Source organism: Luteimonas abyssi (genome assembly GCF_001482195.1).
GTDB lineage: Bacteria > Pseudomonadota > Gammaproteobacteria > Xanthomonadales > Xanthomonadaceae > Luteimonas > Luteimonas abyssi.
In genome coordinates, this window is sequence record NZ_KQ759763.1 from 2,444,636 (window position 1) to 2,460,476 (window position 15,841).

Here is a 15,841-nt window from a genome sequence, read left to right on the forward strand (position 1 = left end):
GAATCTGCGCACCAGCCACCAGTCCGGCGCACCACGCCACCACGACGGCGGCGCCTCCACCCGTGCGACCTGGCTGCCGCCCTGGAACAGGAACTGCTCACTCCCGAAGAACGCGAACGGAATCGCCAGCAGGACCACGATGACCACCGCGATCCAACCGCTCGTTTTTTCTCTCAGGGCTTGCAGCATGGCGACGACCGACGTTTTGACGTAGCCGCGCAGTTTAACCGGATTGCGGCCCGGCGGCAGCGGCCGGCCCGGACAAAGAAAAAGGCGCCACGAGGGCGCCTTCTTCGGGACGATGGCGGAGCGGACGGGACTCGAACCCGCGACCTCCGGCGTGACAGGCCAGCATTCTAACCAACTGAACTACCGCTCCAATGTCCTTGCCCATGCAGCCTGGCCGCATGGCGGATTGGGTCACGGAACAACTGACCCGACCCTTTGCAGAAAAGAAGGGCACCGTTCCCGGTGCCCTTCAGAGTTCGTGGCGGAGCGGACGGGACTCGAACCCGCGACCTCCGGCGTGACAGGCCAGCATTCTAACCAACTGAACTACCGCTCCACGTGCAACTCTTCAAACCTGTGGCTTGGTGGGTGCTGAGGGTTTCGAACCCCCGACCCTCGCCTTGTAAGGGCGACGCTCTACCACTGAGCTAAGCACCCCCGAAGGAGCCGCTTAATTTACACCGTCCTTGAGCGCTTTGCCAGCCTTGAACGCAGGATTCTTGGTGGCCGGAATCTGGATCTCTTCGCCGGTGCGCGGGTTGCGACCGGTACGGGCGGCGCGCTCACGGACTTCGAAGGTACCGAAACCGGCGATGGCGACGTCCTCGCCCTGACGCAGACCGTCGGCGATGGCATCGAACACGGCGTCGACGGCGCACGTGGCCTGGGCCTTGGTGAGGTCGCACTTCTCGGCGACGACGGAGATCATGTCGGATTTCTTCATTGAGAGACGCTCCTGGGCGACGGATGTGTCGCGAAAAAAATGGCGGCCGGCCAAGCGCTCGAATTGATGTTCTGCCAGCCGGTCCGGAAGGCGCGATGTGCGACCGAGGTCGCGCATCGCGAGTGCGGGCTTTATACCAGCCGCGGCCCTGCACACGCAAGAAAAAGCGCATAAGGGCGCGGTTTTTCTGCCGTTAACGCAGTGACCGCGAGACTGTCAATGCTTGACGCCGGCCTGCGTGCCCGACTTGCGCGTGCGCGACTTCGGAACGACCTCGCCGACGTCCTTCTTCGCCGCCTTCGGGGCCAGGGGACGCTCGAGCGCGAGATCGAGAACCTCGTCGACCCACTTCACCGGCACGATCTTGATGTGCTGGGTCACGGTCTTCGGAATGTCGGTCAGGTCCTTGCGGTTCTCCTCCGGGATGATCACCGTGCGGATGCCGCCACGCATCGCCGCCAGCAGCTTCTCCTTCAGTCCGCCGATCGCGGTGACCCGTCCGCGCAGGGTGATCTCGCCGGTCATCGCCACATCGGCGCGCACCGGGATCTTGGTCAGCGTCGACACCAGCGCCGTGGTCATCGCGATGCCGGCGCTCGGACCGTCTTTCGGCGTGGCGCCATCGGGCACGTGGACATGGACGTCGTGCTTCTGCAGGAAGTCGATCTCCATGCCGAGGCGCTCCGCGCGCGCGCGCACCACCGACAGCGCCGCCGACGCCGACTCCTTCATCACGTCGCCGAGCTGGCCGGTCAGGATCAGCTGGCCCTTGCCGGGCACGAGGGTGGATTCGATCTGCAGCAGGTCGCCACCGACCTCGGTCCAGGCCAGCCCGGTGACCAGACCGATCTCGTTGTCCTCCTCGGCGCGACCGAAGTCGTAACGGCGCACGCCCAGATACTTGTCGAGATTCTTCTCGCCCACTGACACCGCCTTGGCCTTCTTGGCCTGCGGGCCGGCCAGCGCGATTTCCTTGACCACCTTGCGGCAGATCTTGGAGATCTCGCGCTCCAGGTTGCGCACGCCGGATTCGCGCGTGTAGAAGCGCACGATGTCACGGATCGCGGCCTCGGCGATCTTCAGTTCCTCGGGCTTGAGCCCGTTGGCCTTGAGCTGCTTGGGCACCAAGTAACGGGTGGCGATGTTGAGCTTCTCTTCCTCGGTGTAGCCGGGAATGCGGATGACCTCCATCCGGTCGAGCAGCGGCCCCGGGATGTTGAGCGAGTTGGACGTCGCCACGAACATCACCTCGGACAGGTCGAGGTCGACCTCGAGATAGTGATCGTTGAACGCGTTGTTCTGCTCCGGATCGAGTACCTCCAGCAACGCCGAGGACGGGTCGCCGCGGAAATCCATCGACATCTTGTCGATCTCGTCGAGCACGAACAGCGGATTCTTGGTGCCGGCCTTGTTGAGGTTCTGCACGATCCGCCCCGGCATCGAACCGACGTAGGTACGGCGATGGCCCCGGATCTCGGCCTCGTCGCGCACGCCACCCAGGCTCATGCGCACGAACTTGCGGTTGGTGGCCTTGGCGATCGACTGCCCCAGCGAGGTCTTGCCGACGCCGGGCGGCCCGACCAGACACAGGATCGGGCCGCGCAGTTGCTTCACCCGCGCCTGCACCGCGAGGTACTCGAGGATGCGTTCCTTGACCTTCTCCAGGCCGTAGTGATCGGCGTCCAGTGTTTCCTCGGCCACCTTCAGATCCTTGCGCACCTTGCTGCGCTTCTTCCACGGCACGCCGAGAATCCACTCCAGATAATTGCGCACGACCGCGGCCTCGGCCGACATCGGCGACATCTGCTTGAGCTTGCTGAACTCGCTCTTGGCCTTGGCCTCCACCGGCTTGGGCATCCCGGCCTCGGCGATCTTGCGCGCGACCTCCTCGATGTCGTTGGGCGCATCGTCCATCTCGCCCAGTTCTTTCTGGATCGCCTTCATCTGCTCGTTGAGGTAGTACTCGCGCTGCGACTTCTCCATCTGCGACTTGACCCGACCGCGGATGCGCTTCTCCATCTGCTGCACGTCGATCTCGCCGTCGACGAAGCCGACCAGCAGCTCCAGCCGATCGCCGGTCTCGAAGGTTTCCAGCAGTTTCTGCTTGTCGGCCAGGCGCACGCCCAGGTGCGCGGCGATGGTGTCGCCCAGGCGCCCCGGCTCGTCGATGCCGGCGAGCGTCTGCAGCAGTTCGGGCGGCAGCTTGCGGCTGGTCTTGACGTACTGCTCGAACAGGCTCATCAGCGAACGCGCCACGGCCTCGATCTCGCGCTCGCCGCGACCGTCGCTCGATTCGATTTCGTGTCCGCGCGCGCTCAGGGTGTCGCCCTTCTCTTCCACGGCTTCGACGCGCGCGCGCGACACACCCTCGACCAGCACCTTGATGGTGCCGTCGGGGAGTTTCAGCAGTTGCAGCAGTTGCGCCACGGTGCCGACCTGGTAGAGATCGTCGGCCTTGGGATCGTCGGTCTCGGCGGACTTCTGCGCGACCAGCAGGATCCGCTTGTCGCCCTCCATCGCCTGATCGAGTGCGCGAATGGATTTTTCGCGGCCGACGAACAGTGGAATGACCATATGCGGAAACACCACGACATCGCGCAGCGGCAATACCGGCAGGTCGAACGTGGCGGACTCGGGGGAAGCGGTCATCGGAACTCCGGATGCATGCGCCGCCCGGCGGCGACGCGTGAAGACATGGCTCCGTTATGGGGCTCTCGCGCAGTGCTTGCAAGCGGACACTGCGTGCCGCCCGCGCAGCGGGTTCAGGCGCACCGGGAATCAGGGACTTGGAAACGAAACTGCCCGCGACCTGTCAGGTCGCGGGCAGCGTTGATTCATCCGTGCGCGCCTGATGGCGCGACGCTTGTTTGTCACTCGCCCGAGGCGACCTTCGGCGTCGCTGGCGTCTGGTAGATCAGATACGGCTCGGACTTGTGCTCGATCACCGACTCGTCGACGACCACCTTGCTCACGTTCTCCTGCGAGGGCAGGTCGTACATGGTGTCGAGCAGCACCGATTCGACGATGGTGCGCAGTCCGCGCGCACCCGTCTTGCGCTTGATCGCCTTGCGCGCGATCGCCAGCAGGGCGTCCTCACGGAACTCCAGCTCGACCTCTTCCATCTCGAACAGGCGCTTGAACTGCTTGGTGATCGCGTTCTTCGGCTCGGTGAGGATCTTCACCAGCGCGGCCTCGTCGAGTTCCTCCAGCGTGGCGACCACCGGCAGGCGACCGACGAACTCGGGGATCAGGCCGAACTTGATCAGGTCTTCCGGCTCGACGTCGGCCAGTACCTTGCCGGTCTCGGCCTTGCGTTCGGTGCTCTTGAGCTTGGCGCCGAAGCCGATGCCGCCGGCATCCGCGCTGCGCTGCTGGATGATCTTGTCCAACCCGGCGAACGCGCCGCCGACGATGAAGAGAATGTTGCGCGTGTCGACCTGCAGGAACTCCTGCTGCGGGTGCTTGCGCCCGCCCTGCGGTGGCACGCTCGCCATCGTGCCTTCGATGAGCTTCAGCAGTGCCTGCTGCACACCCTCGCCGGACACGTCGCGGGTGATCGACGGGTTCTCGCTCTTGCGCGAGATCTTGTCGATCTCGTCGATGTAGACGATGCCCTGCTGCGCTTTCTCGACGTCGTAGTCGCACTTCTGCAGCAGCTTCTGGATGATGTTCTCGACGTCCTCGCCGACATAGCCGGCTTCGGTGAGGGTCGTCGCATCGGCCATGGTGAACGGCACGTTGAGCAGCCGCGCCAGCGTTTCGGCCAGCAGCGTCTTGCCAGAGCCGGTCGGTCCGACCAGCAGGATGTTCGACTTCGCCAGCTCGACCTCGTCGCTCTTCTGCCGGCTCTCGATGCGCTTGTAGTGGTTGTAGACCGCCACCGCCAGTGTGCGCTTGGCGCGCGGCTGGCCGATCACGTACTGGTCGAGAACCTCGAGGATCTCCTTCGGCTTGGGCAGCGAGCTGCGTGCCGACTGGGCCTTTTCCTCGAGTTCCTCGCGGATGATGTCGTTGCACAGCTCCACGCATTCATCGCAGATGAACACGCTGGGGCCGGCGATCAGCTTGCGGACCTCGTGCTGGCTCTTTCCGCAGAACGAGCAGTACAGGATCTTGTTGCTGTCACCGGAACGGCCCTGGGAGTCTTTGCTCATGTGTTTCGGTTACCAGATGAAACGGACCGCCAAAAGCGGTGGGACGGCCCGAGAATAGCATAGCGGCGACAGGGTGCCATGGCACCCGTCGCCGACGTCAAAAGGCAAGCAGATTCAATCGCTTGCCCCGATTTTCAGCCCCTCATCGGATGATCAAGCGGGCTGGATGGAATCTTCCGGACGGCGCTGGAGCACATCGTCGATCAGCCCGTACTCCTTGGCGCCCTCGGCGCTGAGGAAGCGGTCGCGCTCCATGTCGCGCTCGATCTGCTCGATCGGCTGACCGGTGTGGTCGGCGTAGAGCTGGTTCAGGCGCTGACGCAGATAGAGGATCTCGCGCGCGTGGATCTCGATGTCGGTGGCCTGGCCCTGGGCGCCGCCCGACGGCTGATGGATCATCACCCGCGAGTTCGGCAGCGCGTAGCGCTTGCCCTTGGCACCGGCCATCAGCAGCATCGAGCCGGCACTGGCCGCCTGGCCGATGCACATCGTGCTGACGTCGGGCTTGATGAACTGCATCGTGTCGTAGATCGCCAGGCCCGCGGTCACCACGCCACCGGGCGAATTGATGTACAGGCTGATGTCCTTCTCGGGATTTTCCGCCTCGAGGAACAGCATCTGCGCGACCACGACATTCGCGACATGGTCGTCGATGGGGCCGACCAGGAAGATGATCCGCTCCTTGAGCAGACGCGAGTAGATGTCGTACGCGCGCTCACCGCGGCTGGTCTGCTCGACCACCATCGGCACCATGTTCAGGGCTTTGGTCACTTGGTCCACGCGCGGATCTCCTGCTTGGATGGAATCGTGCTGGGGGTAACGCCGACCGCGGGGGACCTTCGGCACCCGCCGGCCGGCAAACCGGCGCGAAGGAGACTCCCCTTCACACCGGCAATCGTCACTGCTGCTGCGAGATGGCGTCCTGGAAGCTCACCGACTTTTCGGTGTGCTGGGCGCGCTCGGCGATCCAGTCGATCACCTGCTCCTCCATCACGCGGTTCTGCAGTCCCGACATCAGCTGGGGATCGTTGCGGTACAACTCAATGACCTGGTCCGGCTCCTCGTAGGTGGAGGCGATGAGACGCAGCGTCTCGTTCAGACGCTTGGGGTCGAGCTGCAGCGCGTTGATCCGGGCGACTTCGCCCACCAGCAGGCCCATCAGCACGCGCTTGCGCGCGCCGTCCATGAAACCGAGATGCGCATCGGCCGGCACGTCGATCTGGCGGCCCTGACGGCGCGCCTGCTCGGCGGTCTGGGCCACCATGGCACGGGCCTCGTTCTCGACCAGCTTGGGCGGCAGCTCGACGTCGGCCCAGGTCGTGGTCAGTTGCTCGCCGACTTCACGGCGCAGGCGGTTCATCAGCGCGCCCTTGAGCTCGCGCTCCAGATTGCTGCGGATTTCCTTGCGGAAGGTGTCGGGGTCGCCGTCCTTCACGCCGAAGCTCTTGATGAAGGCGGCATCGGCCTCAGGCAGAACCTGCTCGGACACGCGCTCGACCGCCAGGTGCACCTGCGCCTTCTGGCCGGCCAGGCGGGTCACGCGCCAGTCGGCGGGAAACTCGACGTCGACGGTCTTCTCGTCACCGGCGGACATGCCGTCCAGTGCGGCCTCCAGTGCCGGCAGCATCGCGCCGCTGCCGAGCACGGCGGTGCCGTCCTCGGCGCCTTCGGCAGGCACGCGCTCGTCGCCGATCTGCGACCAGGTCTTGAGGTCGACCGCATCGCCCTGCTGGGCGGCGCGGGTGACCGCACTCCAGCTGCGGCGCTGCAGGCGCAGGTTCTCGATCATCCGATCGATGTCCTCGTCGGCGACCTCGGCGGTGTGCCGCACGACGGTCAGCTTGGACATGTCCAGCTCGCCGAACTCGGGCACGACCTCGAAGGTCGCGACGTAGGCGAATTCCTCGCCACCTTCGGACTCCGGCTCGATGCGCGGAGCACCGGCGATGCGCAGTTCGTTCTCGCGCACGGCCTGGTCGAACCCCTCGCGGAGCAGGCGATCGAGCACCTCGGCACGCACCTGCTCGCCGAAGCGCTGCTCGATCACCTTGGCCGGCACCTTGCCGGGGCGGAAGCCCTTGATGCGGGCCGTGCGCGCGATCTCGCGCAGACGGCCGCCGACGCCGCTTTCCAGGCGCTCGGCCGGGAGCCGGAACGTCATCCGACGCTCGAGATTGCCAACGGATTCGACCGAAACTTGCATATCCACTCCTGCGGTCGCGGCCTGGCCGCGAGCGATGTTCTCTTTGAAAGGGGTTGCTGGGGCGAGCACCGGCCGATCGACCGCCACCCTCCTGGCACCGGCCGCGCCGGCGGCAGAACGGGATATTCTGGCGGATTCCGTGCGGTGCCGCCAGCGTGGCGGCCCGTGCCGACACCGCGAGCCGGGCGCGCCCTCGTCCGGCGGCGGCACGCCCTGCTCGCCCCGCCCGCCGCGCAAGCCGCCCCGACCGGCCCCTCCGGTCGGAACTCGCACTAGAATGGCGAGCTGCCGGCGGAAGTGGCGGAATTGGTAGACGCACCAGATTTAGGTTCTGACGCCGCGAGGCGTGGGGGTTCGAGTCCCCCCTTCCGCACCAGCCCACCCGGGCAGGGAATCGCTCCCCGACCTTCGCGAACGGGCGTTCGCGAGCTCGCCCGGCCGATCAGACAGGCTCCGCCGCGGCGCTCCGGCGCCCGCGCCTGCGAGGTTGCGACCCGCCCATCCCGCAGCGATCGGCGCCTCGTTCGTGACCAAAGGCGAGACCGGCCGGACTGCCGGCCGAACTCGGGAGCCGACCTCACCGCGCGCAGCATGCTCCAGCCGGCCTCGACGCCCAGCCAGGGAACCTGCGACCGGATGTCGCCGCGCAGGTGCCAATGTCACTGGACACGCCACCCATCACCGGATGCACGCCGGCGACGCACGAGCCGTGCGGCCGGCACGCGCGAAAGCGCCCGGGGCCCGAAACGAACAACGCCCGGCAAGCCGGGCGTTGTTCGCGAAATGGTGGGCCGTCAAGGATTCGAACCTTGGACCTACTGATTAAGAGTCAGCTGCTCTACCAACTGAGCTAACGGCCCGATGAAGCGGGCGCGCAGTGTACAGAACCCGCGCGCTGCGGGCAATCGTTCTGCGGAACAAAACGACGCACCGCGAAAGATGGGGTGGCTGAGGGGACTCGAACCCCCGACCACTGGAATCACAATCCAGAACTCTAACCAACTGAGCTACAGCCACCATCGATCGATATCGCCGGGCACGTTTCACTGCACCCTGCCCTCGCCTCCTGCGAAGGACTTGGGAAACCGCTCCGCGGCTTCCTTACTCGACGCCTGCCGAGCTGGCGCGCCCGGCAGGACTCGAACCTGCAACCACCGGCTTAGAAGGCCGGTGCTCTATCCGGTTGAGCTACGGGCGCTCGGTACCGAATCGCGACGCCGGACCCGAGGGAACGGGATGGTCGGGGTAGAGGGATTCGAACCCCCGACATCCTGCTCCCAAAGCAGGCGCGCTACCAGACTGCGCTATACCCCGCCGACGTCGTACGGTTCGCCTCCCCGCCATTCAGCGCGAAGGGCGGTCATTGTCCGGAGCCGGTGCGCTGCTGTCAATTCATTTTCCGGATCGGGACGACAGATCTCCCCTCGCTCGAAGACGAGCGCAGGGCGGGCGGGCCCCGGCTGCGGGGAACACCTCGTTTCGCGCGCGCGACAGGGGCCTACGCTGGCCGGACGCGTTCATGCCGGCGTCATCTCGCCGACCCGTCCACGCCATCTCGCCACATTGGGCAAGGTATATTCGCGGACAGACTCGAAACGACTACAGGGGACACCCGGATGATGCGCAGCGCCAATCCTGCCCTCAAGGATTCCACCTTTCTCGATCTCGGCAGCGGCACCGTGGTGTCGCGAAGTGACGAGGCGATGACCCTCAACGGGACCGTCAACAAGACAGGCTTTCTGTTGCTGCTGTCGGTCCTGACCGCCGCATTCGCATGGAGCCAGACCATCGGCGCGGATGGCCAGCCCACGAGCAGCGCCGGCTTCTACATGTGGGGCGGGCTGATCGGCGGCCTCGTCATCGCCGTGATCACCATCCTCAAAAAGGCCTGGGCCCCGGTCACCGCACCGCTCTACGCGCTGGTCGAGGGCTTCTTCCTCGGCGCGATCTCGGCGATGTTCAACGCCATGTACGAAGGCATCGTGATGCAGGCGGTGATGCTCACCTTCGGCACCCTGTTCGCGATGCTGTTCGCCTACCGCAGCGGTCTGATCAAGGCTACCGAGAACTTCAAGCTCGGCGTGGTCGCGGCCACGGGCGGCATCATGCTGGTGTATCTGGCGTCGATCGTGCTGAACATGTTCGGCAGCGGCATTCCGTTGATCCACGAAAGCGGCCTGATCGGCATCGGCTTCAGCCTGTTCGTGCTGGTGATCGCCGCACTGAATCTGGTGCTGGACTTCGACTTCATCGAAACCGGCGTCGAACAGGGCGCACCGAAGTACATGGAGTGGTACGGCGCGTTCGGCCTGATGGTCACACTGGTGTGGCTGTACATCGAATTCCTGCGCCTGCTGGCCAAGCTGCAGGGACGCGACTGAACCGACCGCGGCACCTGCCGCTCTCGGAACTCCGGACAGGGCGCCTTCGGGCGCCCTGTTGCATTCGTGTCGACCGCCCGACACCCGGCAAACGGTCCGTCACCCATCAGTCCCGCACGGGCGACGCGCCGCCCGCGGCCACCTCCGCACGCACCGGCCATAACATGAAGCCGATCGCCACAGCCGCCAGCAGCCAGCAGTAGTAGACGCTGCCGGCCAACGCCAACGGCGACACAGCAGCCAGCGAGGCCGCGAGCAGGATCTGCGCGCCGTAGGGAATCACGCCCTGCACCACACAGGCGAAGATGTCGAGCACGCTGGCCGCACGCCGCGGGCTGATGCCGTGGCGGATCGCGATATCCCGGGCGACACTGCCACTGACCAGGATCGCGACGGTGTTGTTGGCGGTGAACGCATCCGCGCTCGCCGACAGGGCCGCGATGCTGAATTCCCCGCTGCGCCGGCCACGCCGCCCGCCGGCCACGCGCGCGATCGCGCCCGCCAGCCAATCGAGCCCACCACTGGCCTTCATCATGGCGCCGAGGCCTCCGATCAGCAGCGACAGCAGCAGGATCTCGGTCATGCCCTCGAACCCGATCCAGATATCGCCCGCCAACTGCACCACGTCGTAGTCGCCGCCGAAGGCGAGCCCGAAGCCCCCGGCCAGCGCCAGCCCGATGCCCAGCACGAGCAGCACATCCAGGCCCGCCAGCGCGAGCCCCAGCACGATCACGTACGGCAGCGCCAACCAGGCCGAAGCGGACTCCTCGGTCGCCACCGGTGCGGATTCGCCCAGCCACAGCAGCAGGCCGATGGTCGCCAACGCCGCCGGCATCGCGATCTTGAAGTTCTCGCGGAACTTGTCGCGCATCTGCGCGCCCTGGGTGCGCGTGGACGCGATCGTCGTGTCCGAGATCACCGACAGGTTGTCGCCGAACATCGCCCCGCCGATCACCGTCCCGACCACCAACGCACGATCCAGGCCGGCCGCATCGGCCACGCCCAGCGCGATCGGCACGACCGCGGCAATGGTGCCCATCGAGCTGCCGATCGCCAGCGAAATGAACGACGCCAGCACGAAAAGGCCCGGCAGGATCAACGCCGCGGGCAGGTGCCCCACGCCCATCGCCACCACCGCGTCCACCGCGCCGATCGCACTGGAGACGTGCGCGAACGCGCCGGCGAGCAGGAAGATCAGGCACATCAGGACGATGTTCGGATCGCCCATGCCGCGCAGCAGGATCTCGCCAGGCTTCATCCCGGCCCGATGCACCAGCCAGGCGCCGAGTGCCAGCGCCGGCAGGATCGCGACCGGCGCACGCAACTGGTAGAAGCCCATCGCCTCGCCCTGCAGGGTGAAATACAGGCCTGCGCCGAAGAACAGCGCGAGGAAGAGCAGCAGCGGCAGCAGCGCGAGCGCACTGGGGCGGGCGGCGGGCGGGGTTTCGGTGGGCATGGCATCGGGGCTCGGGCGCGACCGGCCATTCTGCTGCGGGCTATCGGCCCCCGTCATGTCCGCTTGTGGGACGGTCGCATCGCACCGACGGGACGCTGCCCAACGAAAACGCCCGCCTTGCGGCGGGCGTTCGTATCACGCGGATCCGGCCGCGCTGGCAGGGCGGCCGGCCCATCGGATCAGATACGGCTGGCGATGGCCTCGGCAAAACTCATCGTGTTGCCGCTGCCGCCGAGATCGGGCGTCAGTTGGTCGCCGGCTTCCAGTGTGGCGACGATCGCCTTGCGCAGGCGGCTCGCGTCGTCCGGCTTGCCGAGGTGGTCGAGCATCTGCGCTGCGGCCAGCAGCAGCGCGCAGGGGTTCGCCTTGCCCTGACCGGCGATGTCGGGCGCGGTGCCGTGCACGGCCTCGAAGATCGCCGCGTCCTTGCCGATGTTGGCGCCGGGCGCCAGGCCCAGGCCGCCGACCAGCCCCGCACACAGGTCGGAAATGATGTCGCCGAACAGGTTGGTGGTCACGATGATGTCGAACTGCTCCGGACGCATCACCAGCTGCATGCAGGTGTTGTCCACGATCATCTCGTTGGCCTCGATGTCCGGATACTCGGCGGCGACTTCACGCGCCACCTTCAGGAACAGGCCCGAGGTGCTCTTGAGGATGTTCGCCTTGTGGACGATGGTGACCTTCTTGCGCCCGGTGCTGCGCGCCAGCTCGAACGCGTAGCGCACGATGCGGTCGGAGCCCTTGCGGGTGATGCGGGTGATCGACACCGCGCTCTCGCCGTCGGCCGAGGTTTCCTGGCCTTCGCTGATGTAAGAGCCTTCGGTGTTCTCGCGGATGGTGATCAGATCCACGCCGCTGGCGAAGCGCGAGCGGGTGTTCGGGAACGAGCTGGCCGGGCGCACGTTGGCGTAGAGGTCGAACTTGCGGCGCAGTTCCACGTTGATCGAGCTGAAGCCACCGCCGACCGGGGTGCTCAACGGGCTCTTGAGTGCGATGCGGTTGCGGCGGATCGAATCCACCGTCGCCTCGGGCAGCAACTCGCCGTGCTTCTCCAGCGCGACCACGCCGGCGTCGGCATCTTCGTACTGCAGGCCGAGCTGCATGCTGTCGAGGACATGGAGGGTCGCATCCATGATTTCCGGGCCGATGCCGTCGCCGCGGATGACCGTGATCGTCTGGGTCATGAGGGGGTGTCCGTGCAGGTCGGCGCCGCGCGTGCACGGCGCCGATGGGGAAAGGGAGCTCGCTATTATGCCGCAGATGGCTGCGGGCCGCCCCGCACCGGACGCCCCGGGCACCGGGGCCGCGCGTCAGTCGTGCGAATGCTCGGCCGGGCTGCCGGCGCTGCCCTGCTCCAGCCGGTCGAGGAAATCGACGGCGCGACGCATGTGCGGAATGACGATCGAGCCGCCCACCACCAGTCCCACCGAGAACGTCTCGAACATTTCCTCGCGGGTCACACCGGCGTCGCGACACTGCGCGACGTGATAGCTGATGCAATCGTCGCAACGCAGCACCAGCGAGGCCACCAGGCCCAGCAGTTCCTTGGTCTTCACGTCCAGCGCGCCGGCCTGGTAGGTCTGGGTGTCGAGCGCGAAAAAGCGCCGGACCACCTGGTTCGGCTCGGCCAGGATCCGCTCGTTCATCCGTTTGCGGAACTCGGTGAAGGCACGGACGCGATCGGCCTCCGATTCCGCATCGCGCCCGGTCTCCGGCGCGCTCATGCGGCGCCGCCGCCCAGCAACGGCTCGAACCCGCCCGCGCGGTGCAGCGCCATCATGTCGTCGTAGCCGCCCACATGGGTGTCGCCGACGAAGATCTGCGGCACCGAGGTGCGCTTCGTCGTCGCCACCATGCGCTGGCGCGCCTCGGCATCGAGATCGATGCGGACTTCAGTCCAGTCCAGGCCCTTGCTCTTGAGGAAGGTCTTGGCGGCGACGCAGTAGCCGCACATCGCGCTGGTGTAGAGAGTGATTTCTGGGACGCTCACATCGTGACTCCGGAAACTTCGGGGACGGTCTCGGGTCGAAGTGTGGGCACGCGGGCCCTGCTTTTCCAGCCCGCTGCGGCGGAACGCCGCGTCCTGTCGCGCATCGCGCCCGGACCGGCACCGCACAACGGATTAACTGCCTATTCACGTCCGCGCCTCGTGCGCGCCTCATGCTCCGGTCGAGCCGGTTACGATGCCCCGTATGCGCAACGCCCTGATCGCCTGCCTGCTTGCCCTGTGTGTGGCGGGACCGCACCTGTCGGCCCAGGAACGCCTGCCCGACATCGGGTCGTCGGCGGGCACCCTGCTCAGCCCGGTGCGGCAGGAGGAGTACGGGCAGATGCTGCTGGCCCAGTTGCGCCATTACGACATGGTCCTCGAGGACCCGCTGGTCGACGAGTGGCTGCGCGCCACCGGCAGCCGCCTGGCCGCGGCCAGCGATCAACCGCGCCAGTCCTACACGTTCTTCACCATGCGCGATCGCGGCGTCAACGCGTTCGCGACCCTGGGCGGTTACATCGGCCTCAACGTGGGGCTGGTGCTCACCGCGCACACCGAGGACGAAGTGGCCGCGGTGCTCGCCCACGAGGTCGCCCACGTCACCCAGAACCACGTGCTGCGCGGTGTCGAGCGCGCCCAGCGCGACAGCGTGCCGATGCTGCTCGCCATGCTCGGCGCCATCGCGGTGGCCGCCAGCACCGACAGCAACTCGTCGGGCGACGCGGCGATGGCCGCCATCGCCGGCGCCCAGGGCTGGGCGATCCAGCGCCAGATCGACTACACCCGCTCCAACGAATCCGAAGCCGACCGGCTCGGCATCCGGACCCTCGCCCGCGCCGGCTACAACGTCGACGGCATGGCCACCATGTTCGAGCGCATGCAGGCGCTGTCGCGCACCAACCAGGGCGGCGAGCGCGAGCGCCTGCCCGACTACCTGCGCACCCACCCGGTCACCACCACCCGCATCAGCGAAGCCCGCCAGCGCGCCGAGCAGATCGCCCGCGAGAGCGGCACCATCGTCGGCACCACCTCCACGCCCGAAGGCGGCAGCCGCAGCGAACAGATCGTCGCGGCACCCGGCCCGCGCCCCATCGGCACGGGCTTCGGCAATCCGCTGCTGCCGCTCAACCTGCGCCTGCCGGCCGGCGCCGGCGCCAGCACCGGCGGCGACCCGGTCGTCTTCGGCTGGACCCGCGAACGCATGCGTGTCCTCAGTGCCAACACCGCCGCCTCGGCCATCCGCGAATACGAGGCCATGGCGCGCAGCGCCCCCCTCCGCGACGACCAGCGCTACGGCCTGGCCCTGGCGCGCATGCGCAACAGCGAGTACGCCGCCGCGGCCACCGCATTCGCAGAGCTGCTGCAGGCGTATCCGGAGGACCTGTGGCTGGACGTCTCGCTGGCCGAGGCGCAGACCCGCAGCGGCCGTGCCGAGGCCGGCGATGCCCGCTTCGAGGATCTGATCCGGCGCTACCCCAACAACCGCGCCGTGGCGCTCACCTATACCGGCCTGCTGACCGAACGCAACACCGCCGAAGCCGGCCGTCGCGCCCAGGAGTTGCTGCGCCCGCTGCTGCGCAGCGCGTCCGACGACCCCATCTTCCAGCGTACGTTCGCCCGGGTCAGCGAAATCGCCGGCGACCCGGTCCGCGCCGGCGAAGCGCACGCCGAAGCCGCGTTCCTCAGCGGTCGCGCCGAACAGGCCCTGGTCCAGCTGAACACGTTGCGGCGACGTGACGATCTCGATTACTACGCCCGCGCCCGCATCGATGCCCGGATCGCGACGATCACCCCGATGGTGCTGGAACTTCGCCGACAGGGCATGCGCGACGAGGATCTGCGACGTCGCTGAGCGCCTGTCCGGCGCGGCGATCCGTGTCACGCAAGTGTCATGAATCTGTCGTCTAATGCGTTCAACTGGCCTGGGTCCGGACCATGCAGAAACGCATCCTCATCGTCGACGACGAACCCGCCATCCGCGAGATGGTCGCCTTCGCCCTGCGCAAGGGTGACTTCGAGCCGACGCACGCCGGCGACGCCCGCGAGGCGCAGAACGCCATCGCCGACCGGGTGCCGGACCTGATCCTGCTCGACTGGATGCTGCCCGGGACCAGCGGCCTGGATCTGGCCCGGCGCTGGCGCCGCGATGCGCTGACCCGCGAAATCCCGATCATCATGCTGACCGCGCGCGGCGAGGAGAACGACCGCGTCGGTGGGCTCGAGGCCGGCGTGGACGACTACGTCGTCAAACCGTTCTCCGCCCGCGAACTGCTGGCGCGCATCCGCGCCGTCATGCGGCGCGCCCGCGACGACGAGGAAGACGGCAGCGTGCAGGTCGGCAGCCTTCGCATCGACGGCGCCGCCCATCGCGTGTTCGCCGGCGACGCGCCGGTGAGCATCGGGCCGACCGAGTACCGCCTGCTGCATTTCTTCATGACCCATCCCGAGCGGGTCTACTCCCGGACCCAGTTGCTCGACCATGTCTGGGGCGGCAGCGTCTACGTCGAAGAACGCACCGTGGACGTGCACATCCGGCGGTTGCGCAAGACCCTCGAACCCGTCGGCCTGGACGGCATGGTGCAGACGGTACGCGGCGCAGGCTACCGTTTCTCGGCCTCCATGTGACCGGATCCGAAGCCCCGATGCCCGCAGGATTCCCTCGCGTCGCCACACGCCGCGCACTGTCCCGGGCGCCCCGGGAC

General features: G+C 67.0%; 13 protein-coding genes and 8 tRNA genes. 4 read left to right on the forward strand and 17 right to left on the reverse strand.

The window, feature by feature from the left end; all coding sequences use genetic code 11:
• From RG19_RS17895 to tig, 9 genes are all read right to left on the reverse strand, one after another.
• Positions 1-189, reverse strand: a 189-nt coding sequence (locus tag RG19_RS17895) for a SurA N-terminal domain-containing protein (RefSeq protein WP_162267067.1), incomplete at its 3' end; no start/stop codon positions are given.
• 113 nt (positions 190-302) lie between these two features.
• Positions 303-379 (reverse strand) — tRNA-Asp (locus RG19_RS10445).
• A gap of 109 nt (positions 380-488) precedes the next feature.
• Positions 489-565, reverse strand: a tRNA-Asp gene (locus RG19_RS10450).
• 26 nt (positions 566-591) lie between these two features.
• A tRNA-Val gene (locus RG19_RS10455) sits at positions 592-666 on the reverse strand.
• Positions 667-679: 13 nt separating this feature from the next.
• Positions 680-952, reverse strand: a complete 273-nt coding sequence (locus RG19_RS10460; protein WP_058835220.1) for an HU family DNA-binding protein — start codon at positions 950-952, stop codon at positions 680-682.
• 216 nt (positions 953-1,168) lie between these two features.
• Positions 1,169-3,601 (reverse strand): endopeptidase La, encoded by a 2,433-nt coding sequence (gene lon / locus RG19_RS10465; RefSeq protein ID WP_058835221.1) that lies wholly within the window; start codon positions 3,599-3,601, stop codon positions 1,169-1,171.
• A 221-nt stretch (positions 3,602-3,822) separates the two neighbouring features.
• Positions 3,823-5,106, reverse strand: a complete 1,284-nt coding sequence (gene clpX / locus RG19_RS10470; RefSeq protein ID WP_058835222.1) for an ATP-dependent Clp protease ATP-binding subunit ClpX — start codon at positions 5,104-5,106, stop codon at positions 3,823-3,825.
• 153 nt (positions 5,107-5,259) lie between these two features.
• Positions 5,260-5,886, reverse strand: a complete 627-nt coding sequence (gene clpP, locus RG19_RS10475; RefSeq protein WP_058835223.1) for an ATP-dependent Clp endopeptidase proteolytic subunit ClpP — start codon at positions 5,884-5,886, stop codon at positions 5,260-5,262.
• Between the two features lie 118 nt (positions 5,887-6,004).
• Complete coding sequence (tig, locus tag RG19_RS10480) at positions 6,005-7,309, reverse strand: trigger factor (RefSeq protein WP_058835224.1); 1,305 nt, start codon at positions 7,307-7,309, stop codon at positions 6,005-6,007.
• 291 nt (positions 7,310-7,600) lie between these two features.
• Here tig and RG19_RS10485 point away from each other — a divergent pair.
• Positions 7,601-7,685: transfer RNA gene (locus RG19_RS10485), tRNA-Leu, on the forward strand.
• 408 nt (positions 7,686-8,093) lie between these two features.
• Here RG19_RS10485 and RG19_RS10490 read toward each other — a convergent pair.
• The 4 genes from RG19_RS10490 to RG19_RS10505 form a co-directional block, all read right to left on the reverse strand.
• Positions 8,094-8,169: transfer RNA gene (locus RG19_RS10490), tRNA-Lys, on the reverse strand.
• Between the two features lie 80 nt (positions 8,170-8,249).
• Positions 8,250-8,326: transfer RNA gene (locus RG19_RS10495), tRNA-His, on the reverse strand.
• 104 nt (positions 8,327-8,430) lie between these two features.
• Positions 8,431-8,507: transfer RNA gene (locus tag RG19_RS10500), tRNA-Arg, on the reverse strand.
• Positions 8,508-8,546: 39 nt separating this feature from the next.
• A tRNA-Pro gene (locus RG19_RS10505) sits at positions 8,547-8,623 on the reverse strand.
• A 302-nt stretch (positions 8,624-8,925) separates the two neighbouring features.
• Here RG19_RS10505 and RG19_RS10510 point away from each other — a divergent pair.
• Positions 8,926-9,690 carry a Bax inhibitor-1/YccA family protein gene (locus tag RG19_RS10510; protein ID WP_082672607.1) on the forward strand — a complete coding sequence of 255 codons (765 nt, stop codon included), beginning with the start codon at positions 8,926-8,928 and terminating at the stop codon, positions 9,688-9,690.
• 106 nt (positions 9,691-9,796) lie between these two features.
• Here the strand turns inward: RG19_RS10510 and RG19_RS10515 are convergent, their stop codons facing one another.
• The 4 genes from RG19_RS10515 to grxC form a co-directional block, all read right to left on the reverse strand.
• On the reverse strand, positions 9,797-11,146 hold the full coding sequence (locus RG19_RS10515; protein ID WP_058835225.1) for a Na+/H+ antiporter NhaC family protein: 1,350 nt from the start codon (positions 11,144-11,146) through the stop codon (positions 9,797-9,799).
• Positions 11,147-11,325: 179 nt separating this feature from the next.
• Positions 11,326-12,333, reverse strand: a complete 1,008-nt coding sequence (locus RG19_RS10520; RefSeq protein WP_058835226.1) for an isocitrate dehydrogenase — start codon at positions 12,331-12,333, stop codon at positions 11,326-11,328.
• Positions 12,334-12,459: 126 nt separating this feature from the next.
• Positions 12,460-12,873: a carboxymuconolactone decarboxylase family protein gene (locus RG19_RS10525; RefSeq protein WP_058835227.1), complete on the reverse strand. Its 414-nt coding sequence runs from the start codon at positions 12,871-12,873 to the stop codon at positions 12,460-12,462.
• Positions 12,870-13,139 carry a glutaredoxin 3 gene (gene grxC / locus RG19_RS10530; protein WP_058835228.1) on the reverse strand — a complete coding sequence of 90 codons (270 nt, stop codon included), beginning with the start codon at positions 13,137-13,139 and terminating at the stop codon, positions 12,870-12,872. The genes RG19_RS10525 and grxC overlap by 4 nt, the downstream gene beginning before the upstream one ends.
• 202 nt (positions 13,140-13,341) lie before the next feature.
• On the opposite strand from grxC, the gene RG19_RS10535 reads away from it, so the two are divergent.
• A complete protein-coding gene (locus tag RG19_RS10535) occupies positions 13,342-14,991 on the forward strand; it encodes a M48 family metalloprotease (RefSeq protein WP_058835229.1) in 1,650 nt (549 codons plus the stop codon).
• A gap of 83 nt (positions 14,992-15,074) precedes the next feature.
• On the forward strand, positions 15,075-15,764 hold the full coding sequence (gene phoB, locus RG19_RS10540; RefSeq protein WP_058835230.1) for a phosphate regulon transcriptional regulator PhoB: 690 nt from the start codon (positions 15,075-15,077) through the stop codon (positions 15,762-15,764).
• Positions 15,765-15,841: the final 77 nt, after the last annotated feature.